The sequence below is a fragment of the Ponticaulis sp. genome, assembly GCF_029210165.1.
Taxonomy (GTDB): domain Bacteria; phylum Pseudomonadota; class Alphaproteobacteria; order Caulobacterales; family Hyphomonadaceae; genus Ponticaulis.
This window is the reverse complement of sequence record NZ_JARGNT010000001.1, coordinates 635,804-660,029: the sequence shown is the minus strand read 5'-3', so window position 1 is coordinate 660,029 and position 24,226 is coordinate 635,804. Positions and strand designations below refer to the sequence as shown.

General features: G+C 55.0%; 24 protein-coding genes. 5 read left to right on the top strand and 19 right to left on the bottom strand.

Going from position 1 to position 24,226, the window contains the following annotated elements:
• Positions 1 to 41 precede the first annotated feature (41 nt).
• From P1U45_RS03320 to P1U45_RS03295, 6 genes are all read right to left on the bottom strand, one after another.
• Positions 42 to 374, bottom strand: coding sequence for a DUF952 domain-containing protein (locus P1U45_RS03320; protein ID WP_301057487.1), 333 nt, complete (start codon positions 372 to 374; stop codon positions 42 to 44).
• Between the two features lie 69 nt (positions 375 to 443).
• Positions 444 to 1,637, bottom strand: a complete 1,194-nt coding sequence (gene sucC, locus P1U45_RS03315; RefSeq protein ID WP_301057486.1) for an ADP-forming succinate--CoA ligase subunit beta — start codon at positions 1,635 to 1,637, stop codon at positions 444 to 446.
• A 214-nt stretch (positions 1,638 to 1,851) separates the two neighbouring features.
• The gene (locus P1U45_RS03310) at positions 1,852 to 3,102 is read right to left on the bottom strand and encodes an MFS transporter (protein ID WP_301057485.1); all 1,251 of its coding nucleotides are present in this window, start codon (positions 3,100 to 3,102) and stop codon (positions 1,852 to 1,854) included.
• A 3-nt stretch (positions 3,103 to 3,105) separates the two neighbouring features.
• Positions 3,106 to 4,284 (bottom strand): alkaline phosphatase D family protein, encoded by a 1,179-nt coding sequence (locus P1U45_RS03305; RefSeq protein ID WP_301057484.1) that lies wholly within the window; start codon positions 4,282 to 4,284, stop codon positions 3,106 to 3,108.
• 78 nt (positions 4,285 to 4,362) lie between these two features.
• The gene (locus tag P1U45_RS03300) at positions 4,363 to 4,980 is read right to left on the bottom strand and encodes an outer membrane beta-barrel protein (RefSeq protein WP_301057483.1); all 618 of its coding nucleotides are present in this window, start codon (positions 4,978 to 4,980) and stop codon (positions 4,363 to 4,365) included.
• A gap of 141 nt (positions 4,981 to 5,121) precedes the next feature.
• The gene (locus P1U45_RS03295) at positions 5,122 to 5,676 is read right to left on the bottom strand and encodes a DUF2306 domain-containing protein (protein ID WP_301057482.1); all 555 of its coding nucleotides are present in this window, start codon (positions 5,674 to 5,676) and stop codon (positions 5,122 to 5,124) included.
• A gap of 179 nt (positions 5,677 to 5,855) precedes the next feature.
• Here P1U45_RS03295 and P1U45_RS03290 point away from each other — a divergent pair, with 179 nt between their 5' ends.
• Positions 5,856 to 6,617: a LytTR family DNA-binding domain-containing protein gene (locus P1U45_RS03290; RefSeq protein WP_301057481.1), complete on the top strand. Its 762-nt coding sequence runs from the start codon at positions 5,856 to 5,858 to the stop codon at positions 6,615 to 6,617.
• 187 nt (positions 6,618 to 6,804) lie between these two features.
• Here P1U45_RS03290 and P1U45_RS03285 read toward each other — a convergent pair whose 3' ends face one another.
• The 5 genes from P1U45_RS03285 to P1U45_RS03265 form a co-directional block, all read right to left on the bottom strand.
• Positions 6,805 to 8,091, bottom strand: coding sequence for a TAXI family TRAP transporter solute-binding subunit (locus P1U45_RS03285; protein WP_301057480.1), 1,287 nt, complete (start codon positions 8,089 to 8,091; stop codon positions 6,805 to 6,807).
• Between the two features lie 311 nt (positions 8,092 to 8,402).
• Positions 8,403 to 8,747: a metalloregulator ArsR/SmtB family transcription factor gene (locus P1U45_RS03280; RefSeq protein ID WP_301057479.1), complete on the bottom strand. Its 345-nt coding sequence runs from the start codon at positions 8,745 to 8,747 to the stop codon at positions 8,403 to 8,405.
• A gap of 148 nt (positions 8,748 to 8,895) precedes the next feature.
• On the bottom strand, positions 8,896 to 9,546 hold the full coding sequence (locus tag P1U45_RS03275; RefSeq protein WP_301057478.1) for a hypothetical protein: 651 nt from the start codon (positions 9,544 to 9,546) through the stop codon (positions 8,896 to 8,898).
• A 143-nt stretch (positions 9,547 to 9,689) separates the two neighbouring features.
• Positions 9,690 to 12,209, bottom strand: a complete 2,520-nt coding sequence (locus P1U45_RS03270; RefSeq protein WP_301057477.1) for an FtsX-like permease family protein — start codon at positions 12,207 to 12,209, stop codon at positions 9,690 to 9,692.
• Positions 12,206 to 12,874 (bottom strand): ABC transporter ATP-binding protein, encoded by a 669-nt coding sequence (locus tag P1U45_RS03265; protein WP_301057476.1) that lies wholly within the window; start codon positions 12,872 to 12,874, stop codon positions 12,206 to 12,208. The genes P1U45_RS03270 and P1U45_RS03265 overlap by 4 nt, the downstream gene beginning before the upstream one ends.
• 84 nt (positions 12,875 to 12,958) lie before the next feature.
• Here P1U45_RS03265 and P1U45_RS03260 point away from each other — a divergent pair, with 84 nt between their 5' ends.
• Positions 12,959 to 13,645 (top strand): arylesterase, encoded by a 687-nt coding sequence (locus P1U45_RS03260; protein WP_301057475.1) that lies wholly within the window; start codon positions 12,959 to 12,961, stop codon positions 13,643 to 13,645.
• On the opposite strand, the gene zapE is transcribed toward P1U45_RS03260, so the two are convergent.
• The 3 genes from zapE to P1U45_RS03245 all read right to left on the bottom strand — a co-directional run bounded on the left by zapE (position 13,642) and on the right by P1U45_RS03245 (position 16,018).
• Complete coding sequence (gene zapE / locus P1U45_RS03255) at positions 13,642 to 14,772, bottom strand: cell division protein ZapE (RefSeq protein WP_301057474.1); 1,131 nt, start codon at positions 14,770 to 14,772, stop codon at positions 13,642 to 13,644. The genes P1U45_RS03260 and zapE overlap by 4 nt on opposite strands.
• On the bottom strand, positions 14,772 to 15,389 hold the full coding sequence (locus tag P1U45_RS03250; protein ID WP_301057473.1) for a rhomboid family intramembrane serine protease: 618 nt from the start codon (positions 15,387 to 15,389) through the stop codon (positions 14,772 to 14,774). Before P1U45_RS03250 ends, zapE begins: the two co-directional genes overlap by 1 nt.
• 203 nt (positions 15,390 to 15,592) lie before the next feature.
• Positions 15,593 to 16,018 (bottom strand): response regulator, encoded by a 426-nt coding sequence (locus P1U45_RS03245; RefSeq protein WP_293607584.1) that lies wholly within the window; start codon positions 16,016 to 16,018, stop codon positions 15,593 to 15,595.
• A 456-nt stretch (positions 16,019 to 16,474) separates the two neighbouring features.
• On the opposite strand from P1U45_RS03245, the gene P1U45_RS03240 reads away from it, so the two are divergent.
• Complete coding sequence (locus P1U45_RS03240) at positions 16,475 to 17,398, top strand: 1-acyl-sn-glycerol-3-phosphate acyltransferase (RefSeq protein ID WP_301057472.1); 924 nt, start codon at positions 16,475 to 16,477, stop codon at positions 17,396 to 17,398.
• A 7-nt stretch (positions 17,399 to 17,405) separates the two neighbouring features.
• On the opposite strand, the gene creD is transcribed toward P1U45_RS03240, so the two are convergent.
• Positions 17,406 to 18,719, bottom strand: coding sequence for a cell envelope integrity protein CreD (creD, locus tag P1U45_RS03235; RefSeq protein ID WP_301057471.1), 1,314 nt, complete (start codon positions 18,717 to 18,719; stop codon positions 17,406 to 17,408).
• 191 nt (positions 18,720 to 18,910) lie between these two features.
• Positions 18,911 to 20,221 (bottom strand): cytochrome P450, encoded by a 1,311-nt coding sequence (locus tag P1U45_RS03230; protein ID WP_301057470.1) that lies wholly within the window; start codon positions 20,219 to 20,221, stop codon positions 18,911 to 18,913.
• A gap of 161 nt (positions 20,222 to 20,382) precedes the next feature.
• On the opposite strand from P1U45_RS03230, the gene P1U45_RS03225 reads away from it, so the two are divergent.
• Together P1U45_RS03225 and P1U45_RS03220 are read left to right on the top strand one after the other, a co-directional pair.
• A complete protein-coding gene (locus P1U45_RS03225; protein ID WP_301057469.1) occupies positions 20,383 to 21,153 on the top strand; it encodes a hypothetical protein in 771 nt (256 codons plus the stop codon).
• A 66-nt stretch (positions 21,154 to 21,219) separates the two neighbouring features.
• Positions 21,220 to 21,975 (top strand): hypothetical protein, encoded by a 756-nt coding sequence (locus P1U45_RS03220; RefSeq protein WP_301057468.1) that lies wholly within the window; start codon positions 21,220 to 21,222, stop codon positions 21,973 to 21,975.
• Positions 21,976 to 22,000: 25 nt separating this feature from the next.
• Here the strand turns inward: P1U45_RS03220 and P1U45_RS03215 are convergent, their stop codons facing one another.
• The 3 genes from P1U45_RS03215 to P1U45_RS03205 are packed head-to-tail and all read right to left on the bottom strand — an operon-like array spanning position 22,001 to position 24,218.
• Positions 22,001 to 22,570, bottom strand: coding sequence for an FKBP-type peptidyl-prolyl cis-trans isomerase (locus P1U45_RS03215; RefSeq protein WP_301057467.1), 570 nt, complete (start codon positions 22,568 to 22,570; stop codon positions 22,001 to 22,003).
• 22 nt (positions 22,571 to 22,592) lie between these two features.
• The gene (locus P1U45_RS03210) at positions 22,593 to 23,816 is read right to left on the bottom strand and encodes a threonine ammonia-lyase (RefSeq protein ID WP_301057466.1); all 1,224 of its coding nucleotides are present in this window, start codon (positions 23,814 to 23,816) and stop codon (positions 22,593 to 22,595) included.
• A 6-nt stretch (positions 23,817 to 23,822) separates the two neighbouring features.
• Positions 23,823 to 24,218, bottom strand: a complete 396-nt coding sequence (locus tag P1U45_RS03205; RefSeq protein ID WP_293607591.1) for a nuclear transport factor 2 family protein — start codon at positions 24,216 to 24,218, stop codon at positions 23,823 to 23,825.
• Positions 24,219 to 24,226: the final 8 nt, after the last annotated feature.

The window sequence follows — 24,226 nt, the reverse complement described above, 5'->3', positions numbered from 1 at the left end:
AAACAGCTAACTCGCGGTTTGTGGGGCGGCTTGCTGGGCTGTCAGAGGTTCGGGAATTCGTGCCCGTTAGGGCCGAGCTTCAGCGGCTTTGCCCAGACGATATCGCTGTCGAGAAGATCGCGATAAAGGTGCGGGAATTCTGCACCGCCGCGAGAGACTTCCCATTTCAGATCATCGCCAAGATGATCGGTTTCAATCGCCAGAAGATAGAGGTTGTCTTCAGCCGCGAAATGTTTCGCTGCTGTTTCTTTCACCTGTTCGGCAGTGGACATGTGAACATAGCCATCCTGCAGGTCGATCGGTGCACCCGCTGTGCGGCCTGCGGCTTCGAATGCAGCCTGCTCATCGGCGCGGAAGATTTTGTAGACGATCATGGTTATGCCCTTTCACAAAAAAGGCGGACCAATGGCCCGCCTTTTCGAATTCAAAGATCAGCAGAAAGCTTATTTCTTCACAGCGTCAGTGATTTTCTTCGCTGCGTCGTCGAGATCGTCAGCCGGGATCACGTTGAGGCCAGAGTTCGCAATGATCTCTTTACCGCGCTCTACGTTTGTACCTTCAAGGCGAACAACCAGCGGAACTGACAGGTTTGTTTCTTTAACAGCCTGCAGAACACCTTCCGCGATGACGTCACACTTCATGATGCCGCCGAAGATGTTGACGAGGATGCCCTCAACATTCGGGTCTTTCATGATGATTTTGAACGCTGCAGCAACTTTCTCTGCAGATGCGCCGCCGCCAACGTCACAGAAGTTAGCTGGCTCAGCACCGTAGAGTTTGATGATGTCCATGGTCGCCATAGCGAGACCAGCACCGTTCACCATACAGCCGATTGTGCCGTCGAGAGAGATGTAAGCGAGGTCCCACTCGTGAGCTTCGATTTCTTTCTCGTCTTCTTCTGTTTTGTCGCGCAGTTCCTGAATGTCAGGGTGGCGGAACAGAGCGTTGCCGTCGAAAGACACTTTCGCGTCGAGAACACGCAGGTGCTCGTCTTCCATAACGATCAGCGGGTTCACTTCCAGCATCGCCATGTCTTTTTCAGTGAAGGCTTTGTAGAGGATCGGGAACAGTTTGTAGCCGTCTTCTTTTGCTGTGCCTTCAAGCTCCAGCGCTTTGCAGAGCGCTTCGCAGTCTGCATCTGTCACGCCAGTTGTTGGCTCGATGTTGATTGTGAGGATTTTCTCAGGTGTTTCTGCTGCAACTTCCTCAATGTCCATACCGCCTTCGGTAGACACGACGAATGCCGGCTTGCCTGTTTCGCGGTTCACGAGGAGTGAGCAGTAAAGCTCTGATTTAATGTCAGCGCCATCTTCGATATAGATGCGGTTGACCTGCTTGCCTTCCGGGCCAGTCTGGTGCGTGACCAGAGTGTTGCCGAGCATAGCTTTGACGTGTTCGTAAACTTCGTCCGGAGAGAATGCGAGGCGAACGCCACCTTTTTCGCCAGCTTCAGCTTCTTTGAACTTACCTTTGCCGCGACCACCTGCGTGGATCTGGCTTTTCACGACCCAGAGAGGACCCGGGAGTTTAGCCGCAGCTTCAGCTGCTTCTTCTACAGAGAATACGGCATAGCCGTCTGCAACCGGTGCGCCGAAAGACTTCAGAACTGCCTTGGCCTGGTGCTCGTGAATGTTCATGGATGCTGCCTCTTATTTGTTTGTGAAGGCGGTTCGCCCCCTAAGACAGGACCGGGTTATAACAATGCACTAGGGGTGTGCAACTCCATCTTTGGTGTGATTGTCCCTCTGAAGGCCAAATATATGGGTTTTTACCGGTTTGATGGTCACTTTATTTCCACCAGACGAGAAAACTCGGATTTTTACGGGAAATTATTCCCACGAGAGATTGGCGTTATGCTGCCTGCTCTTCGTCTGTACGTGGGTCGATATCCGCGCCGACCACAGATGTCGGCTGGACCATTTCGTAAGATTCGCGCTCTTCCTCGACAACGGGAGCCTTCGCCTGACGACGCCAGACCATCAGCACAAACAGGATAAATCCGATAACGGCTTCCAGAATGAAGAGGCCACGCGTTCCGAGTGGAGACGACATGACGAGGCCGAAAACCATCGGGCCGATCACTGAGCCGCCAGCCCAGACGAAAAGAAGACCGGACAACATCCGCGCAAATTTTGAAGGCTCGCAACGGTCCGCCGCATGGGCAATGCAAAGCCCGTAGAATGACAGCGCGCCAGCACCCCAGAGGCCGATAAGCGCCTGCGTGACGAGGCTGCCCGGTGAGTTCAGGAAAATGAGCGCAACTGCAGCGAACGCCGAGAGCAGTCCCATACCACCAATAACGATGCGTCGGTCGACACGATCCGAGAGATAACCGCCCGGCCACTGGCTCAGCATACCGCCCGCATAGGCAGCGGCCATTAGTGTTGCGGCCGCTGTCGCTGCGGAGCCTTCGCCGCTTCCAGACTGCTGGGCGTAGAGGGGCAGGAGCGAGAGAAATCCCGTATTTGAAAAACCGGCTATGAACACGCCGATAACCGCAGCTGGTGCGACCTCATACATACGGCGGAACGGAAATGGAGCCGGGTCGGGCGGCGCAGGTTGCAGGCTTTTCGTGATGCAGACTGGCATGAGAGAAAATGCCAGGAAGATGCCGCACCAGATATAAGGCTCAAGATCGGTCGGGGCATGCCCGATCGCCAGAAACGGCCCTACAACAAGCGCAAGCTTGGCAACCACATGATAAATGCCGATGACCGAACCACGTTGGCTTTGCGGGGTTGCCTCTGTCATCCAGCTCTCAACACTCGCAAACATCAGGGCGATACCAATGCCTTGCGCAAATCGTGCGATAGACCAGGTGAACGGGTCGCGGAATAGCGCCATCAGAAGTGCCATGCTGGCACCCAGTGCGGCTGCGAATGCGAACACCCGAATGTTCGCGATTTCACGAATCATTTTTGGAGCGAGTGCTGCCCCGGCCATGAAGCCTGCCGAATAAATGCCCGCAATGAGGCCTACAATGGCGTCTGACACGCCCACGCGACCAAGCGCGAGCGGCACCACAACGCCCAGCAGGCCGCCAGCGACCTGCAGCAAAGCGGCTGCGAGAATAAGAGAGGCTACATTACGAAAGGCAGTCACAGCTTAACCAGCGTTGATTTCGTCCATGGAGAACGATGTTGAGCGGACTTCTTCGCCAGTTTCATCATTGATGATGAAGTTGATCTGGCCTGCGTCCCAGTCGATTTCGATTTCGCCGTAATTACCAAATGTGTAGCCGAGGCCAAGCTGGCGCGGATCGACTTCTGTGGAGTCGGGCTCGCTGGCGAAGGCAACATTGAGAGATGATGCCGTGATTTCATAGAACGGATACGCGCCGCGCTCTTCGTCTTTATAGAGAAAAGATGTGTGGCGGTCGCCGGATACGAAGACAACACCATTTGCTTCTGTCTCTTCAATCATATCGTAGAGACGCTGGCGCTCAGTTGGCAGTTTATCCCAGCTTTCCCAGCCATGAACATCGGGAATGACCTGAATGGATGAAACGAGCAGACGAAGGTCCGCCGGTTTGGACAATTCCTGTTCCAGCCATGCCCATTGTGCTTCACCGAGCATATCCTGCGCCGGGTCCGTGCTTGGGATATAGCGTTCGCGGCCTGCGGCACCATAATCATCGGTAGGCATCAGGTCTGAGCGGAAGAAGCGCGTGTCCAGCATGATGATCTGTGTACGCTGGCCTTCAGGGCCGACCATGCGAGAATAGTAAACGCCCGGATAGTCTGCGATCTCGGTGTCATTCATGTGGAAGAAGTTTTCGAACATGCGCTCGGCCAGAATACGGCCCGCGAAGTTTCGTCCGAAGTCGTTCATTCCGAAGTCGTGGTCATCCCATGTCGCGAGGATCGGCATGGCCGCAGCCACCGCTTTGTAAGCCTCGCTGACGCCAAGATCGGCATAGCTTTCGTGAAGCTCTGCCAGTTCAAAATCAGCGTTGGCGTAATTGCGGCCATCGCGGTCGCCATAAACATTGTCGCCGATGAAAAGGAACAGATCGGCATCCTCTTCTGCGATCCGCGCCAGCGCCGGATTTGGCTGTTCTTCATCATTGCAGGACGCAACGATGACGCGTGTCAGCGCCTCGGAGGTGCTGAGCGGCAGAATTTCGGGGCCGGACGGAAGCTCGCTCGTCGGGATGGCGCGGTAATAAACGCTCAGTGCTTCTTCAGCGGATTGCGGCGAGACAGCTGCTGGTGACGTTGCTGTTTGAGTTGCACATGCGCCAAGGGCAGCAAGGGCAATAAGGCTGACACCAATATGTTTCATGAGGTTCTCCCGTTTCGTCAGACCGCTAGACCGGATGGATGACATTGTCATGACGCGGGCTCAAGATTTTTGCCAGTTTTATCTGTGCCGGAAGAACCAACGTGCGCTGAGAAAGTAGTTATAGGAACGATTTATGCCTTCAATCCCGCCAATGTTGGATTCGACGGCGTCATCAGGAAGGGTGACATATTCTACGCCGAGGCCGAGGCGTAACTCAGGCGATACGTTATATGTCACACCCGTGAGGACGTTAAAGTAATGCCCGTAATTGGTGTCATCGCCACGCACGATGAAAGATGGAAAATGGTCAGCAGGGCCCTCGAACTTGAAATCGAGGCGGGACGCTCCGGCGCCCATTCCGACAAACGGACGAATGCGCTGACCTGAACGGAAGTCATAAAAAATGTGCGCGCCTAAAGTCTGCACATTTGCTTTGCCTGTCGTGGTGAGTGCGCCGTTCAGGCCGGAAATGTCAGACCACCGCGTGGAGTATTCAATCTCCGCGCGCCAGTCCTCGTGGAACCGATACCCGACAGCCCCTGCCAGTTCGCGGCTATTGTCGAAGTGGAAGTTGTTCTGGTCCTCAATGGATCCGTACCCACGGACCGCAAGGTAGATGCCTGTCGCATCGCCTGGGTTGTCGCCGCCTTCTGCGAAGGCAATGGTGGCAGTGGCGCAAAATGCGCATGCCGCCACGAAAGGTTTCAAGCAAGTGAGCATGGTGAGAGAGTAACCTACTCCATGGCTCGGATAAATATCAGGCAGAACGATATATTCTCGTTCTGCCTGAATTGATCCCGTGCTGGGCAATTGGTGACGCTATATCCGTCAGCTTTATCAGAATGAGAAGAATAGGCTGAACATCAGGCGACCCGGAAGGAAGGAAAACAGGCCAGCGATCATCATGCCGCCCACAAACATGCCGGTCATTTTCTTGCGGTGGTCCTGAACCTTGCGGCGGCGAATGGCGGCGATACCCATTGGCAGGCCAATCAGTGTCCAGGCGGAGAGCGCATGGATCGGGCTGAAATGAACCGGGCTAAAAGACGTGATGAAGAAGGAAGAGATTGCTGTGATCGCCATGGTGATAACCCAGGTCCAGCCAAGCGTCCGGTGAAGGCGGAAACCTTTTGGCGCAAACAGAAGCACCAGACCAATGATGAAGGTCGCAATTGCGCCATAGGCGTGGATCTGAATTTCTATTGGCGCCGTCAGGAGGGGGGTAAGGTCCACTCGAAACTGCGGTATAACTCCTGCGCCCCTGACGATCTGGTATGCCAGAAAGCTGTAAGCAGCCAACGCAAAGCCAACCGCGATGCGGTATCTTGTAAGGCCCGGAATATTGATGGTCGGGAAGCGCGGTGAAGGTTTGGAAACGAGTGTATCAGACATGATGACGGGCTCCGTAAGTCGCGGTTGAATGTGTTTGGCATTGTGCCGATGACCCCATTCTGGCCAAGGAAGCGATTGCTGCGAGCTGATCTTCATGAAGGGGATGACGTGGTTCGCGAAACGCAGCTAATGTCGTTCACGAAGCGTGAGTTGCATGGTGTTTGAGGGGAGTTTGCATTTTGCGTATCGCGATTGACTGGGCACAACGCGGCCGCCAACTGGCAATCCTTGTCGGGATCGGCACGTTTCTCTCGATTCTGAACCCCTTTAATGCGGGAAACAGCCTGCCTTTCTGGGCGGTCTGGTGCTATTGGACCGGACTTGTCATTTACGGCTCAGTGATCGGCTGGGGCACGGCGACACTTGCACTGAAATGGCTGGATGGACTGCCCATCTGGCTCATCCTTGCAGTGATCGCGGCTGTATGCGCACTGTTCGTGACGCCGGTGCTCATCATTCTGCAACATGCCTTTGGTGGACGCGTGCCGCTCGACGAGTATCCGCGTGTGTATAGTCTCGCGCTGGTTATCTCGATTGGCATTACAATTTTCGGCTATCTTCTGGATCGCGCAACAAATGGCGATACCACCACTGAAGGCGGAACTGACGAAACTGGGAATTCGGTTGCGACCTTCATGTCCCGTTTGCCGCTCCCTTATCGAAACGCCGATCTCTATGCGATCTCGTCCGAGGACCATTACCTACGTGTGCACACCAGCGCCGGAGAGCACCTCTTTCTGGAACGCCTGAGCACAGCTATGCTCCAGTTGGAACGCGCGCCCGGCCTCCAGACGCACAGATCATGGTGGGTGAATGAAACCGGTGTGAAGTCGGTGACGACGTCCAGCGGTAAAATGATCATTACCCTCAAATCGGATGTTGAGGTCCCGGTCAGTCGGACATTCGCCCCGAAGGTTCGCGAAGCTGGTTGGCTGGGGTGATCTAGTCCGGTCGCTTTATAATCGAAATCAGAACGACGCAGAAGCTTGAAACACCGGAGAGAAGCGGCGCCAGCACACCCCATTGTGTGTCGCGCAGAAACAGAAAAACCAGCGCAGCCAGAAAAAGTGAGCACACAGCGAACCCGATCAGGAATTCACGTAAAGAGAAGGGCAGGCGGCTCACGTTCTAATTATCGTTCAGGCGCTGCATGAGCTGGCTGACAAACAGAATGTGGCTCCGCAGGCGATAAAGTTCGTCCGTGTAGGATTCAGGAACTTCCACATTGCCAACTTCGGCCTGTAAGGCTTGCAGCTCGTGGATCACATTATCACGTTCCTGAATTGTGTGGGCCGCGCGGCCACGGTCTTCCAGTGTGCGCAGGTCCTTATACCAGATGTAAATTTTGCGACGAGTGCGCCAGCGATAAAGCGGCGGCGCAGCTTTTACGAGCGGGAAGACAAGCGTCAGAAGCGGAATCGCGAGCACCCAGGCGCGTTCAAGGAAGTTGGCAACGCCGAACGGGAACATGCTGCGCAGGAAGCTTGGGCCTTTTTCGTAATAGCGGGCAGCTTCCTCGGACAGAGGCAGGTTTGTGCGGTTCGGGCTCGGGAAAACACCAGGCTCTGATAGCAGCGTACCACCGCGATGCTGGTCCACCATCGCTTCGATCAAAAGGGCCTGAATGGCCGGATGTAGGTCTTCACGCACGATGATTTCGGCAACTGGCGCAATCAGTTCAATCGGGTCTGATGGCAGGTTATCAGCCAGATCGAGACCGCCTTCAGGGAAGATAACGCGCTTCAGGTAAGGTGTCCGGCGCTCGTAAGCGAGCGCGCGGGGAAAGCTCAGAACTGCGATATCCGGATCGGCCAGAAGCTGAGAGACAAATGGCGCGCTCGGGCCTGACACGGCCATCAATACGTCCACCTCTCCAGCCAGAAGTGCTTGTGCGCCAGCATCGCCTGAGAGTGGCAACAACGTCGCGTCGACCTCGTTTTCAGCCAGCATCCGGTCTGCCAGAAGGCGTGTACCTGAAGTTTCCGAACCGGCTGCGATACGCATATTGCTGAAATTGCGAAGGTCCAGATCGTCAATATTCATGACATCTGCGCCGTCACGGAAGAACACCCAGAGCGGCTCATAAAACACAGTGCCAAGAGACTGTAGCTCGTCTTCATCTTCTGGAAGCGTCGCGCCGCCCTGCACAATCGCCGCCTGAACGTTACCTGCACGCAGAAGGTCGAGGTTATCGCCGGATCCTGTCGTGTTCACGACATTCAGCGTGACATCTTCTTCTGCAAAAAAGGCCTGATAGTCGAGAGCCGTCTGCGAATAGGCACCGCCAGCGCTACCTGATGCAAAGCTCATCTCTTTCGGTGGCGGCGGGGCAATAAAGCGGAACAGAAGGAATGAGACGATAATCGCGACAAGCGTGATCCCGACATATGTGAGCGCTGATTTTGATATCGACATGCTGCATCCCCTTCGGAAAAATCCTTAGCGCTTCCGGTGGCGGTTGCAAGATGCAGAGCTTCAGAAGGCGCTCTCTGCCTGAAAGATCATCTTTAAACTGGCGCAGCGCTTGCATGTTCTGAATTTCGGGGAACCAGCCTGCTGCAAGCGGGTTTGTATTTCAGGAACGGCAAAAGGAGTCACTCAAAATGGGACAGGTAAACTGGCTGAAACGCTCCGTCTCAATGACTCTGCTGACAACCATGCTGGGCACAAGCCTGTGGCTGGTGCTGCAGCAGAACCATTCACTCTTTTGATATTGAGGGCGGGGCTCAGGCCTCGCTGACGAGTTCGCCCGCGCATTCTGGTGCGCCTTCGCAGCAATTCTCGGTAAAGCGACGCATCAAAGTCGCGATCTCATCCCGATTAACTGAATAGATCATGTGCCGACCCTGACGTTCAACGTTCAGAAGATTAGCGTCTGTCAGCACATTAAGATGTGCAGTCAGCTTGTTCGGGGTGACGTCCAGGGTGTTCGCGATTTTACCAGCCGGCAGACCGTCCGGACCTGCTTTCATAAGTAGACAGAAAGTTCGAAGGCGCGTGTCTTGTGCCAGCGCGCTGAATCCTTTGAGGGTCTTCTCAAGCTCAATTGTATATTTATCTATCGCGGTCATTTTTCTTCGCCCAATTACACACACAAAATAGGGTTGCGGTGTGTTAGACGAAATGCGGCATATTAATCCATACACCCAGCTGTAAAAAACTGAACTTTTTGCAGCCGGGAGCTGAAATGGGTTAAACGCTTCAGATTGATCTGAATTTTTAGTTCTGCCGAAGCAGCGGGTTTGATAATTCTGCCGTCAAACCGTCAGACGCGCCGTGCACGATGAGCAGTTCATTGATAACTTCGCTGCGATTGCCGTTGAACTCGCGAATACGTCCTTCAAGGCGCTGGTCGCGCTGATTCCGGAAGCCGCGGGGATCCGCCAGCCATTCCCCATTCTCTCGTACAAAATCGAGTGAATAGTTAGCGCCAGAGCGTGTGTCACGCAGTGGAAGTGAAGCGCGATTATCACCGGCTTCAACAACCTCACCAGCTTCAATATTGCGGAAGCCGTTTTCTCCGATGAGATCGGCGGACACCAGAATGTTCATGATATCGCGGCCGGTAAGGCGCTGAAGGTGTGAGGCGTCGAATTCGCTGCGAAGATAGTAGACCGCGATTTCGTCATGGATTCCAAGCGATGGCTGACTTTCCGGGCCATAGAGTGCAATCTGGCGCATTGTTTCAAAACGGTCGATTGTCGCTTCGGACACGTATTCGGTTGCGTCATAGCCGCGACCTGAACTGACCGCAGCGGCATAGCCGGAATACGTTTCCATAACGCCCTCGGAAACCGAGCCGCCACATGCTGCAAGTAGGAGCGCCAAACCGCCCGCTAATCCTGTGCGCCACATCTTCATGCCTGTCATAAATCCCTCGCACGGCCTTGTTCTATATGTTCAGCCGGTTTCCTGTCAGCGAGTATACTCTCATAAATGCGTTTAAAAAACTGGCAGGCCTGTTAACGGAAGTTGATGTGTCGGCGTAAGGACTTGTTCACAAAACCTCAGGGTCACGCGTCGCGCAGAACGCGAGCTGCAGGCTTGGCCAGAACACTACGCGCGACGAACAGGCCACCCAGAACTGAGATACCAAGCGCCGCGATAAGAATGACGCCAACCGGCCCGTAAGGTATGGACCAGCGCGCTTCGAATACACTTACGATAATCGGGTAAGCCGCCGCAATGCCGATGAGTGCACCAAGTATCGCTGCAATGCCGCCGGCTATACTGAACTCTAAGGCATAAAGCTGAAATATCTGAGATCGTGCGGCGCCAAAGGTTTTCAATAATGCTGCTTCTACCGCGCGTTTCTGCGTCATCACGCCAAGCGTCCCCATCAGTACGAGAAGGCCCGCAATCGTGACGACGCTGGCAGCCGCGTTCACGGCGAGGGCAATATCGTCGAAGATTTTGGATGCCGCTTCCAGCGCAGGACGTGTTTCGAATACGACGACGCCAGCAAAATCATCTTTCAGCGCTGCTATCAGGGCGCGGTCCTCGCTGCCTTCTGTTCGCGCAATGGCGACATGGGACGGGTTTGCAGCTTCCAGGGTGCCGGGCGAGAAGATGAAAGCTGTGTTCGACCCAATATCAAACGTGCCCCATTCCACGCGGCGGATCGCGGCGACTTCTGCGGTGAGATCACGGCCGAATACCCGAAGGCCAAGGGTCGATCCGGGAGAGAGGCCGAGACCGCGCGCCGCGCCCTCTTCGACTGAAACCAGAAGGGGCCCGGAATAGTCTTCCGCCCACCATTCACCTTCGACTGTTTCCCCGCCTTCGGGTTCGGGGCCGAGGAAGGTTACATTGGTTTCACCGCGAACCGCCCATCTCTCACTCTCTGCAATGTTTGCGTCGGCAGTTGTAACGCCGTTGAGCTCGGTAATGCGGACGAGCAGGAAGGGCGCACGGCGATAGGCATCGCTATCGTCAATATCCACGCCGAAGCCTGATATGAGTTGGTCAAAATCTTCCGCGCGATCGCCCGGAATCTGGGTGAAGACCAGAGACGGCGCGTTGGCGGGCGCTGTTTCCTGAATTTGGCGGAGCAGATTGGCCTGTACAGCGACGACCAGAGACAATAGCGCGAGCCCAATTCCGAGAGACGGAACGATCGCGCTGGCAAGAGAGCCGGGCCCTGAAATATTGGAAAAGGCGAGCCGCGTCAGGCCGCGCGATTTGTCTGCCACGGGCTTTGCGGCGCGTTTGATCAGCCACGCCGTGAGCAGGAAAGCGCCCCAGATAATCGCCGTACCTGCCAGAAGCGCGAGCGTGATCATCGGGCGAGAGCTGCTAAGCGTGGATAGCAAGACAAATCCGGCAAGACAGGCGAGCGACAGGCTGCGCTCCAGCAGCGGCGTTCGTGTGCGGTTTTCTTCAGAGAGGTTTCGGAAAAGCGCGGATGGCGGTGTCGCACGTGCACGGCCAATCGCAGGAATTGCAAAGAAGCCAGCACTCAGAAGGCCAAGCGCAAGCGCCGTGATTAAAGGTATCGGATAGATGGCCAGCGCTTGGGGGAGGGCAATCTGATCACCCGCAAAGCTCACCATGATATAAGGTGCTGCAGCACCTATGATGAGCCCCAGCGCACCACCGAGGAGGGCGAGCGCTCCAAGTTGAATGGTGTAGGCAGTACGGATAAGGCCACTTTCAGCGCCGAGCGCTTTTAAGGCCGCAATGGCGGAGGTACGTGACTGCAAAAAGGAGGTTGTTGCCTGTTCGACGCCAATACCGCCCGCGATCAGGGCTGCGATCCCGATGATCGACAGAAAATCATTCAATGTCTGAAGCAGGTCCTGCAAGCCATCAACGGCATTCTCAGGTCCGCGAATGCGCACATTGGCTTCGGGGAAGGATTCATCAAAATCTTCGCGCAATTCCCGAATGGGCAGTTCAGCATCGGCACTGACGATCAGACGTGTCCGGAAGAGTTGACCGACACCAAGCCTGTCTGCCGCTTCGAGCGCGCGAATGCTGACCACCGCTTCAGGCCCGAACGAGCCGGGCGTTCCGATCTGGTCGGGCAAGCGGTCAAGGCGGGCGCGAATTTCCGCGCGTACCGGGCCAAGATTTATTTCGTCACCGATGGCAGCATTAAACTGGTCCAGAAAACTCTGGCTGACAGCCGCGCCCCATAGTTCGCCCCGTTGGCCGAATGTCGTATTGGTATCGCCGGACAGTTCCATCTCCCCGACCAGCGGGAAGGCATCATCTATACCGGTCAGATCGACCTGGCGGCGTAGATCGCCGGCAGTGCCCATCACCGTCAGTGTGATCTTTTCAGAGACGTCGCCAAGGTTTTCCGCGTAGGCGCGTTCTTCGTCTGTCAGCCTGCGCTGGTTGACGGCAAACATGGCGTCACCGCCGAGTAGCATACGGGCTTCACCCGCAAGGCCGCGTGTGAAGACTTCCGTCACCGAACCGGCAGATGAAATGGCTGCAACGCCAAGCGTGATGCAAGCAAGATAAATCCAGAAGCCTTTCAGCCCGCCGGACAGCTCACGTATCGCGATGCGCCAGGCTGCACTCATGCTTCGAGGTTTCCATTGCGCATGGTGACGATGCGGTCAGCGCGCTTGGCAAGTTCCCGGTCATGGGTGACGAGAACCATCGCTGTTTTCCGCTTTTGCACGATATCGAACAGCATGTCCGCGACGCCTGCACCGGTATCGCCATCGAGATTGCCCGTCGGTTCATCGGCGAAAACGATTTCGGGATCACTGGCGAGGGCTCGGGCGACGGCAACGCGTTGACGCTCCCCGCCGGACATCTGGCCGGGGTAGTGATCAAGCCGGTCGCCAAGCCCGACTTCCTGAAGCAGCTTCGTTGCTTTCTCTTTCACGCCGTCAATGCCGGAGATCTCGAGTGGCACGCGCACATTGTCGAGCGCGGTCATTGTCGGCAGCAAATGGTAGGACTGGAAGATCAGGCTGACGCGTCCCCTTCGCAGGCGAGCCAATGCATCCTCGCTCATTCCTGTTATGTCGGTTCCCAGAAGTTCGACTTTGCCGGATGTGACGCGCTCAAGCCCTGCCGCAATGGAGATAAGCGAAGATTTGCCAGATCCTGATGGACCAATCACTGCTACGCACTCGCCGGGCTCGACTTTCAGGCTCACACCTTTGAGAATTTCGACCGGACCGGATTGCGCAGGCAGCGTCAGCCTTACATCATGCAGGTTCAGAGATTCAGCCAATGGAGCGCTCCGATCACGGTTTGGTTGGAATGACCTATATGGAGCATACGAATGGCAGGAAAGTCAGGGAAGATGGTGAAGCAAATGGGTTTTCAAGCTTTCGTGATGTCTGTTTTGCTACTGGTAGGCTGTTCTGCCCAGAATGAGCCTCCTGCGGAGCCGCCAGCTTCAGCTACTGAGGCCGCTACGGTTGCGGACGTCGCCCCAGATGATGAGCAGGTGATTGTCATGCTCGGCGACAGCCTGACCGCAGGCTTTGGTCTGCCCGATGCGGCCGCCTTGCCGTCCGTTGTCGAGCGAAAGCTCACCGAGGCCGGCTATGAGGTCGAAGTGATCAATGCGGGTGTTTCCGGTGATACCACTTCAATGGGACGCGCCCGCTATAACTGGAGCGTGACATCGGCTGATCCGGATATCGTGGTGATTGCGCTCGGAGCGAATGATTTTCTCTCCAGCCTGCCGTCCAGCCTTGCGCGGGATAATCTCTCAGCCCTTATCGAACAGTCTCAGCAAGACGGGATTGAAGTCATCCTGGCTGGCCTGTCGCCGCGATTTGAAGGCGCGGATGATAGCCTTGAGGCTGAATATGCGGCGATTTATCCGGCGCTTGCTGCAGCCTATGACGTACCTCTATATCCAGACCTGATGGCCGGTGTCTGGAATACGCCGTCTCTCTTGCTGGGGGACGGACTTCACCCGACTGCCGAAGGTGTAGAGGTTATGGCAACGGGCCTGTTGCCGGTGATCATCAGCGTGATCGAGGCTGACTAGCTCTCTTCCGGCTCGGTGATGCGCTCAGCGGCGAGGTAATCAGCGCTGCGCATTTCAAACAGGCGCGATGAAGTCCGCTCGAATTCGAACGCGCTATCGCCTGAGACGTAAAGCTCATTCGGTTCGGCTTCTGCAGAAATAATCACCTTGGCGCGCGCTTCATAGAGCGCATCAATCAAAGTAATAAAGCGCGTAGCGGCGTTCCGGTTTTCCGGGCTGAGGATCGGCACGTGCTCAATGAGTACGGTGTCGAAATGGCGGGCAAGTGACAGATAGTCGGCGGCGCCGAGCGGCCTGTCACACAGCTCCTCAAAGCTCATACGGGCAACACCAGCTGCCTGCGCGGGGATGCGCCATTCACGGCCATGCACCGTCAGATGTGTTTCGTGTGGCTCTGCACCTGAGGTGAGGCGTTCCCAGGCGGCATCAATGCTCGCATCTGCTTCAGGGCCCAGCGGAGAGTAATAGACAGGCGCCGCTGTCAGGCGCTCAAGGCGATAGTCACGGTCGGAACGGATTTCATGAACGTCATGCGTGTCTTTCAAAAGTTCGATGAAAGGCAGGAAGCGCTGGCGGTTTAGTCCGTTCTTATAGAGATCATCGGGCGGACGATTAGAGGTCGCGACGACGACCACATCACGGGCGAGAAGGTGCTCGAACAGGCGACCGATCAACGTGGCATCGGCGATGTCTTTGACCTGAAACTCGTCAAAGCAGAGGAGTTCGGCGCTGGCAGCAAACTTTTTGGCGGCTGGCGGGATCGGGTCGTCTACGCCGCCCTTAACTGCCCAGCCCGAAGCGCGGCGCTCTGACGGTGTGAGCTTTTTCCAGTCATTGATGAAAGCGTGGGCTTCCTGCATGAAATCATGAAAGTGGACGCGGCGTTTGTGTTCGACATTCGTGGTCGAAAAGAAGAGGTCCATCAGCATGGATTTGCCACGCCCGACGCCGCCCCAGAGATATAGCCCGCGAACTTTCTTCGGCTTTGAGAACCAGCCCTTCTTGCCGCGATTTTCAATACGGTCCTGAAGGTCATCCAGAAGGCGGGCGACCTCGGCCTGTGCGGCGTCAAACTCTATGGCGCCGCTGGCCGTTTTAGCCTCGTATTCTGTATACAGAGTGCCCATTAAGCCTCCAGCGCCTGCGTGATCTGGCCGATGAAGATGCTTAAGAGCTCTGGATGAAGCAGGATAGCGATTGCGATACCAATCAAAGCGCCGCCGAGATGCGCATCATGGCCGATATTATCCCGCGCGGCGCGCATGCCGTAAATGCTGTAAGCCACGTAGAGCAATGCGAATACAACTGCCGGAAGCGGGAGAAAGAAAAACACATAAAGCAGCTGAAATGGCGCGAAGAGGCAGAAGGTGAAGATGATGCCAGACACAGCCCCGGAAGCGCCCAGCGCCATATAGTTCGGGTCGCTTCTATGCCGCCAGAGCGCAAACAGATTGCCGCCGAGTAGGGCACCCAGATAGATCAGGAAGAAACTCTGGCTTCCAAGCACGCGTTCAACTACGGGGCCGAAGAAGAAAAGCGTGAGCATGTTGACGAATAAGTGCGTCGGGTCAGCATGCAGAAAGCCCGATGTCAGAAGGCGGTGATAGTCCTTACCTTGTAGAACAGCGCGCGTGTTCAGAATGCCCCAGCGCATCAATCCGTCGTTTGAGAAGGCCATGACGCTCAAGGCGATGTTCGCAACTAGAAAAATCAGGGTTGCGCGCGATGTAAGTAAGTCTTCCACGCTAGGGCGTCTCCGGCAGATTTGAGCAGTGCGGCAGGTCGTTGCACCTCACTTAGTGGTTAAACCCGCGGGAATCAAAAAAGTTTGTTTGCGGTCAGGCTGTTTTGCGCCTTTGCCCGAAATCAAGACACAAAAAACCCCGGAGGTTTCGCGTCCCCGGGGTCCTGACAGGTTTAGCTGTCTGACGAGCCGTCACCTTGCTTTCAGGCGGCTTGCGGCTCTGCCTGTGGCATAAGGCTTTGCAGGAATTCGTAGAACTCTTCCGGACGCTGGATAAAGCGGTTGAACGGAAGGTCTTCTTTCGCAACGGCGTTTGGTGCGCAATCGCAGCCTGCAGCAATAGCTGCTTGTGCGACTGTTTCACGGTTCTCGCTGGCAGAGACGACGGCCATGCGGAAATTGCCCATAGAGGCAACGCGCGTCAGCGTCATGCTTTCGTCGAAGCTGTCCGGAAGGCGAAGATCCAGAACGACCAGATCGAACTGTTCGTAACGGATACGGCGTTCCGCTTCCATCAGGTTCGCGGCAATAACGAGATCAAGTTGAATACGCTTACGGACTGCTTTTGTTGCGGCAACCATAAGCATTTCCTGAGCGCGATGATGGTCTTCGACCCATAACACTTTCATTTTCAACCCCTACACCTGACAAACAGGTCAAATCCTCAATAACACGGAGAGTTTGCCTCAAGACCCTTTCCGGAAAGTAAATTTAACGCTCTCCTCGCGTTAAAGTTTATGCGAGCCAGGTTAATTTTTTTGGTTAAATGATTAAGGATAAACCGTTGCGGTGCCGGAATAAAAATGTCGCTTCAGCGGTCGGTAGATGACAAAACAGTCGCGAAATGCCCGTCATTTCGGGTTCTTGGGTATTATTACGACAGCGAAATGAATAGTTTTCGTGGAAACCCGATGGAGCCTACTCGTTAGCGCATCAGCAATAAATTGTTACCGGTTCGGCGCTGGGGCGCGTTAACACTTAATGAGGATCACGATTCGCGTTAACGTTTTTCAGACGCGATTCAGACAATTTGAAATAATTACAGGCTCTTGATAGCCCAGTTAGTTTCATTCAGGCGCCCGGCAATGACATCCAGCGAAAAGACGACAGACAATACGGCCCTCTTTCTTCCTGACGCCGAGCGTGACGATGTTCACATCGTGGATGTGCTTATTGAAGAGCGCTGTCCGAGTTTTGCTGGCCATTGGAGCTGGCCGTTTCTGCGTCCGATCCTGTTTGGCATGCTGGGCTATCGGCGCGCCGTGAAAATGGCAGACTATATTGAAAAACTACGTGGGCGGGATTCCTTCGATTTTCTGGTGGAAGACCTCGATATCGGCCTCGATTTGCATCAATTCGACCGGATACCGGCAACGGGGCGCGTAATCATCGCGGCAAACCATCCGACAGGGCTCGCCGATGGTGTCGCCATGTGGGAGGCGCTGAAGCGTATTCGCAGCGATATTCTCTTCTTTGCGAATGCTGATGCGATCCGCGTCAGCCCGCGCATGGTCGACGTCATTATTCCGGTGGAATGGGTGGCCGAGAAACGCTCTCCCGCCAAAGCGAAAGAAACACTGCGCCGCGCAAAAGAAGCCTTCGAAGCCGAAAAATGCGTTGTTATTTTCCCTTCAGGGCGTCTGGCTGCCATGGAAGAAGATGGCCTGACAGAGCGTCCATGGTTTCAGACCGTGGCGACGCTTGCTCGCAAGCAGAAATGCCCGATCATCCCTGTTCATGTGAATGCCAGAAATTCCTGGCTGTTTTACTTCCTGTCGAAGGTCTCCGGAGAGCTGCGCGATATTACGCTGTTCTATGAGCTGCTTAACAAGAAAGGCTCCCGCTTTGAAATGACGGCTGGCGAACCCATCCAGCCTGAAGATCTGGCCGGAGACGTTCAGCTCGTGACTGAAGAGCTGAAGAACTATGTCGCTTATGAGCTGGGGGATAATCCGGATCAGTCCTTTGCAGAGTATCGGGCTGCGCACATGACACAGCCCGATAACTAAGAACCGATTATCCCGCTTCAGCTGGTTCGGTTAAGCCATACCAGTCAATATCGCGGGTGAAGTACATTGTCGCGCCGATTGCGAGGAAGCCGGAGAAGGCTCCCGCCAGCATCGCAAAGTCTTCCATCCGCATCAGAACGAATATGGTTGTATAGACCAGAGTGAATATCCCTACTGCCCGAAGCCCATATAGGCGGCTTTTGAAGACGCTCATGGCGTAAAACGCGGTCATTAAAACTGTCATCATTGCGGCAAACAGGAATGCGAGATCGAAGCCGATCTTTTCTGACAGTGCGAGAAGCAGCAGGAAAAACATACATTGTGCGAGTCCGACCAGAATATACTGCGCCGCGTGCGCTCTTTTATTGCTGGTGATCTCCATGAGGAAATACGCAAGGAAAACAAAGCCGATAAAAAGCACCGAATATTTCAGAGCGCGCTCTACGCTCTGATAGGGTGTCATAGCCATCACCAATCGGACCCCAATGACCTGATCTGTCCACATGAGGCCTCTGCTACTCACGTCCGTGCGAAAACCTGCAATTCTTCTAGCCTGATAAGGGACTTCCCAGCGCGCCGTGAAACCGTTTCCTTCAGCATGGGGCTGATAAAGCGTTTGCTGAAAAACGCCTTCAAAGCGCGGATCGTCCCAATCGCTACGTAGCTCGATCACAGAGTCACGCGCGAAGGGAGCAATTGATATTCGTTCCGCGCCAGTGAAAGAAATCCGTGCATTGATCCAGAACCGGTCCTGATCTTCTGACTGGCCCGGCAATGCAGAGATCAGGTATCGATGATCGCGACTGAGGGTGATGCCACTTGACTGAGAGAATGATGGTTCGACCAGAAGGGGCGTGCCGTTCAGTTCTGCTTGCATTGTGCCGGTTGTTGCGCGTGGATTTGTCAGGCCGATCAGCATATGGACCTCGCTCCAGTCGAGTAGCGCCTCCTCGGGAAGAACATCCAGCACGCGTTGTCGGCTGAACTCGGCCTGAAAGCTCACATCGGCAGAGTAAATAGGAATTTCGTGGATCCCACTTGTCTTTGTTTCCGCGCTCATATTGCCCGATGCGGACCCCGTTTCAGCGTGGATTTGAGCATATCGAGTAGCCTGGACTGAGTTGCCCTCTTCATCGGTTGTCTCGATCGAGTAGGGTACAAAAAGTGTCGGTCCCATTAGGGTTTGTGGGCCACCGTATCTTTGTCCAACCTGTTCAATTGCTTCTTGCGCTCTCTCGCTTCGGTCATAGACGATCTGGTAAATAAACATGGCGGGCACGGCCATTAGCAGCGCCAGCATACAGACAAGCAAAAGCTTCATGCCAGATGATCGTTTTGGTATCGCGTTGAAAACGCTTTGGGGTGTCAGGGTTTGCCCTTCTCCATTAACGTCGGAAGTCATGTTCCGAGTCCTTCTTGCTAATTTTATGGAGGGTGTAGGGCATAAAAAAATCGCGGCCCGATTGAGGCCGCGATTGGTCACTTTGTGATGTGTTGAAGGTTATCTGGCGACTATTTCTTCGGCACCAGTTCAACCATCATTTCCGTATAGCCCTTCACGAAGCAGCTTGGTGTGCGGACAGCATCTTTAACAACGATGATGTCTTCGAAGCGCTTGAAGAACTCTTCCCAGAGAATTTTCAGCTGCATTTCGCCGAGGCGGTTACCCACGCAGCGGTGAATGCCGAAGCCGAAGGACAGGTGGCTGCGAACTTTTGGACGATCAATCCAGATATCGTTCGGGCGCTCGAAATGACGCTCGTCACGGTTGCCGGACACATACCACATGAGAACTTTCTCACCGGCTTTGATCGTCTTGCCGCCAAGCTCGACGTCTTCAAGAGCCGTACGACGCATGTGCGCAAGCGGTGTCTGCCAGCGAATGATCTCAGAGACCATACTCGGGATCAGATCGTGATTGGCTTTCAGTTTGTCGAATTCCTTCGGGAACAGGTTCATGCCAAGCACAGACGCCGTCATGGAGTTACGGGTCGTGTCGTTACCGCCCACGATGAGCAGAATGACGTTACCGAGATATTCCATCGGCTCCATGTTTTTGGTGTGCTCACCGGTTGCCAGCATGGAGATCAGGTCATTGCCTGGCTCGTTCGCGTTGACGCGCTGGTTCCAGAGCTCTGTGAAATAGCCGAGGCATTCCATCAGCTCTGCTCGCCATTGCTCTTCGCCGCCTGGGCAAATCTCAGGGTTCTCACGGCCAGTCGCAACGTCAGACCAGCGTGTGAGCTTGCGACGATCTTCGAACGGGAAGTTGAACAGTGTCGCGAGCATCATAGTTGTCAGCTCGATAGAAACGGTGTCGACCCAGTCGAACGGCTCGCCAACTGGCAGGCTGTCGAGCACTTTAGCTGTGCGCTCGCGGATCAGGCTTTCGAAGTTGCGCAGATTGTCCGGTGCCACGATTGGCTGAACTGTCTTACGCTGAACGTCGTGCTTTGGCTGGTCCATCGCGATGAACATCGGAAGCGAAAAGTCTTCGTCCAGGTCAACCAGCGTAATGCCGCCCGCAGAAGAGAAACGCTTATGGTCTGTGTCGACAGCCATAATGTCTTCATAGCGTGTAACGGACCAGTATGGGCCAACCGCGCTCTCTGAGCAGTAGTGGACCGGCTCTTCATCGCGAAGACGGGCGAAACGGTCCCAGTAGGATTCGCGGCGCCAGAGTTCAGGATCCGAGATATCAAGATCAGAAAGGTCGAGCGAGCTTGCAGGGCGGACAGGGCCGCCAGGGATCACGTATTTACGATCCAGACGCCAATCGCGTTCTTCCTGAGTATCAGCAACTTCAGAGGCGGTATCTGCCATTTTTCTTCTCCCCGAATAGGTCTTTGAGAGGGTTATATCACAGCTCTATGCTAAAAACTATGACGCAGGCGTCATTTTTTTGATTTGGGCGATGTGTAGTTCTTTCTGGAAGAAATCCACGCCCGGCATTATGTAACTAAGTATCAAATCAGGAATTCAGAATGACGCGTACCGCCATCCCTCTTTTTATTGCTTCCCTTCTGGTGCTGAACGCCTGTGGTGGTTCGGATGTTCCAACCGAAGCCGAAGGTGCGGGCGTCGAAAATATCCGCACTTTATCAGGGCTGCGGGACAGTCTGAATGAAGAGCGCGTGGATGTTGTTGATCCGAATGCTGTAGAAGCCGCAGCGCAAAATATCGACCCGTTCAAATATGGGCTCGATTACACGATATATGAGCGCGACCTGTTGAACGGCTTGCTGGCTGATGCGCGTGCTGAGGATGATTATCTTTCCCGTTCGCTTGCTGCGACGCGCGAGAGCCTGCCGGTTGTGCGCCCGGGCAAAAGCTTTGAGTCTTATCAGACGATGATGTCATGCGCGGTATCGGCTGACGTTCTGGGACGTCTGGGCGTGCTTGTCCCGCATGTGGCGCTTGATCATGCGATTGATTTTACAGAGCTTTCGATCACTATCACCGCAGACGATATGGAAAGCGAAGGCTTTCAGGCGTTCGAAGCGCAGATGGTCGGTTTGCAGGAGAACGGAACAGCGCTTGACCGTTTCAACCATCGCCGCGCGCTTGAAGCTGAAGAAAACCGTCTGCGGACACGGCATTATCTGAACTATTTCCTCATGCGCGACGCATTGCTTGAAAGCGCTGACCGTGACGCCCTTCAGGAAGAGCTGAACAGCTGCCTTGAAACCTATGAAGCTGACATTGCGGCCCTGATTATTGCCCGTGAGCAGGCTGAAGCCGAAGAAAACGGATAGCGCCCGTTTAGATTGCACCTGCGCAAAATCACACATAAAGTTCCAGCCTAATCGGGGAGGGCTGGAGTGTCAGGTTTTAGAGCTTTATGTGCGGCTGCAATCTGCGCCGGTATGGTTTCATGCGCAGCTGAAGAGCCTGCGCCAGCGCCTGTTGAAACTGCGACAAGCGAGCCTGCCGAACCAAGTGCAGCCGTGTCGTCTTTGTCTTCCATCCGCGCCATGGCAAGTTCCGATGAGCCGCGTGAACTTGATATGTCGCAACAGGATACGTCCCGCGAAAGCATTTCCCCGTTTCGTGGCCTGTATCTGCCCGAACAGCGCGCGGCCTATGATGAAATTTATGAGGCGGTTCGCGACGAGCCGGGCGTTCGCGAACGCTATGAAGCATTGACGCAGGAAAGCCTGGAGGGGTTGGGCCTGTCGCTCACTCTGCCATCACTTCTCTATTCAATGACCTGCGCTGCCGGTATTGATGTTCAGGGGCGCCGCGAAATCATCTCGCCATATGAGTCGACGTATAATTCCAAATACTGGCTCTACACCGCATTTGCGGAACTGGATCAGCGCAATGCTGGCTCGGTTGCGGGCTTCCCTGAGGTGGTGCCGGGCATTGAGCGTTTCCCCGAACGCCGACGCGATTTTACGCCCGCACCTGCGGTCAGTGAGTATCGCGAGCAGGTCTATATACTCTACATGCTAGAGCGGGATGACCAGCTGGAGAGCGACTCGCGCCGCCTGAATGCAAATCGGGTGGAAGCCTGTTGGGACAGACAACCACCCGCTTTGAGTTATTATGGGGGTAATTCATTCGCCGTCCGGTAAGGCGCTGCCGGCGAATGATAGCAATTTAGTTGAACGCTTCGCCTGACCAGATGTCAGCTTCATAGCTGGAGGTCATGTTCATTTCGTCGAGCAGCACGATGCGGAAGATCAGGTCGTCACCCGGGCTGATCGGGCCGCCTGGGCGCGGGTTCTGGCCGTATGCCATCTCGGACGGAATATAAAGAAGCCAGTCATCGCCCGGACACATCATGCCGAGAGCTTCAGTCCAGCCACGAATGACGCGGTTTGCTGGAAACTGAGACGGCTGGTTGCGCGCGAAAGACGAGTCAAACACCGTGCCGTCTACGAGGCGACCTTCATAGTGAGCGAGCGCAATGTCGTCATTGTTGACGTTGGATTCGCATTCCGGGCCAGCTGTGAGAACGATGTATTCGAGGCCTGATTCCATGACATTGACGGCTTCACCTTCATGGTCCCAGCCGTCATTCGCGTAAGTCGCCCACGGATCGGATGGATCGGCCGCGGGTGTGGCTTCCATGCGCGGCGCTGGGCTCGTTGTGGACGCGCCCTGTTCGCAGGCAGCCAGTCCGAAAGCAGCGCTCATGGAAAGCGCGAGGAGAGTAGGTTTCAGCATTACTGTTTCCTTGTATCTGAGATCAGAGCTTGCGTGGCGGATAGCCGGCAGCCGTCAGGGCTTCGATCACTTCCTGAGTGTGCTGCGCATCGCGTGTTTCTACGAGGATATCAAATTCTGCGCCTTTGGCCGGAACGTCCAGCGCAAGACGGTTATGGGCGACTTCGATAATGTTCGCGCCGGAATCGCCGATCACTTTAGAGACGAGGGCCAGCAGGCCCGGACGGTCATCGCCGAGAATTCGGATGTTCACGAGGCGTTGGTCCCGCACAAGGCTGCGTGTCAGAACTGACGCCAGCAGGCGCGTGTCGATATTGCCGCCGCACAGGACGAGCCCGACACGTTTGCCAGAAAATCTCGTCGGGTGAGCCAGAAGCGCGGCTAGGCCAGCTGCACCTGCGCCCTCCGAAATGGTTTTCTCGACCGTTGCATAGAGCGTGATGGCGCGCTCAATCGTGTCTTCATCGACAAGCACCACGTCATCGACAAGGCGTTGGCAGATTTCAAAATTGCGGCGCCCTACGGTCTTAACCGCAATGCCTTCAGCAATCGTTGTACCGCCCGCTTTCGGTGGTTCGCCTTTAAGTTCGTTGAAGAGTGCAGGGAATTGTTCGACTTCAACACCAATGATTTCAATGTCAGGCTGCAGCGCTTTGGCCGCCGTCGCGATGCCACTGATCAGGCCGCCGCCACCGACCGGAATGACAAGGCAATCCAGCGGCTTTGAGACGTCATCAAGCATTTCAAGCGCGATCGTGCCCTGACCGGCCATGACGAGCTTGTCGTCGAACGGATGAAGGAAGACGAGATTTTCCTTCTCGCACAACATCTGGGCATGCTCATTGGCTTCGATCAGCGTGCTGCCTTTCAGGATCACGCGCGCGCCATAGTTGCGCGTATGCTGCACTTTCACGAAAGGCGTATTTTCCGGCATGACGATGGTCACCGGAATACCAAGGCGCTGTCCGTGATAAGCGACACCCTGGGCGTGGTTGCCCGCAGACATAGCGATCACGCCGCGCTGTTTCTCCTCATCGGTCAGACCCATAAGGCGGTTCAGCGCACCGCGTTCTTTGAAGGCCGCTGTGAACTGGAAGTTCTCGAACTTAATCCAGACTTCCGCACCCGTAATCTCCGATAGCGTCCGCGAATGACGCATAGGGGTATGCTCCACCTGTCCTGCGATTACGTCCGCAGCGGCCTGAACATCTTCGAGCTTTAGGGTGTTTTCGGTCACGTTTAACATCAGTCCTTACTGAGCTTTCAGCCTTTCGAGCATTTCTTTCATTTTGGCGTGCAGCATATTGATAGCCTGCAACGGGCGGACCATCACTTTGAAATCAGTAATTTGTCCAGCCTCATTCCATGAAATCATGTCGATACCATCGATATAGATGCCGTCGATTTTGGTCTCGAACTCAAGAACGGCGCGGTCGCCCAGATCGAATTCGCGCACATAGACAAAATCTTCGCCGCCCAGAACTTTCTCTGCAGAAGCAAGGTATTGGAAGGTAATCTCTTTGCCACGCTGGGGTGTGTGAACGACCGGCGAGTGGAAAACCACATCATCTGCCAGCATATCGCGCAGCTCCTGATGATCATGGCTCTGCATATGGTCATACCAGCGTTGAAGATTTGGACTTGCCATTATTGTGC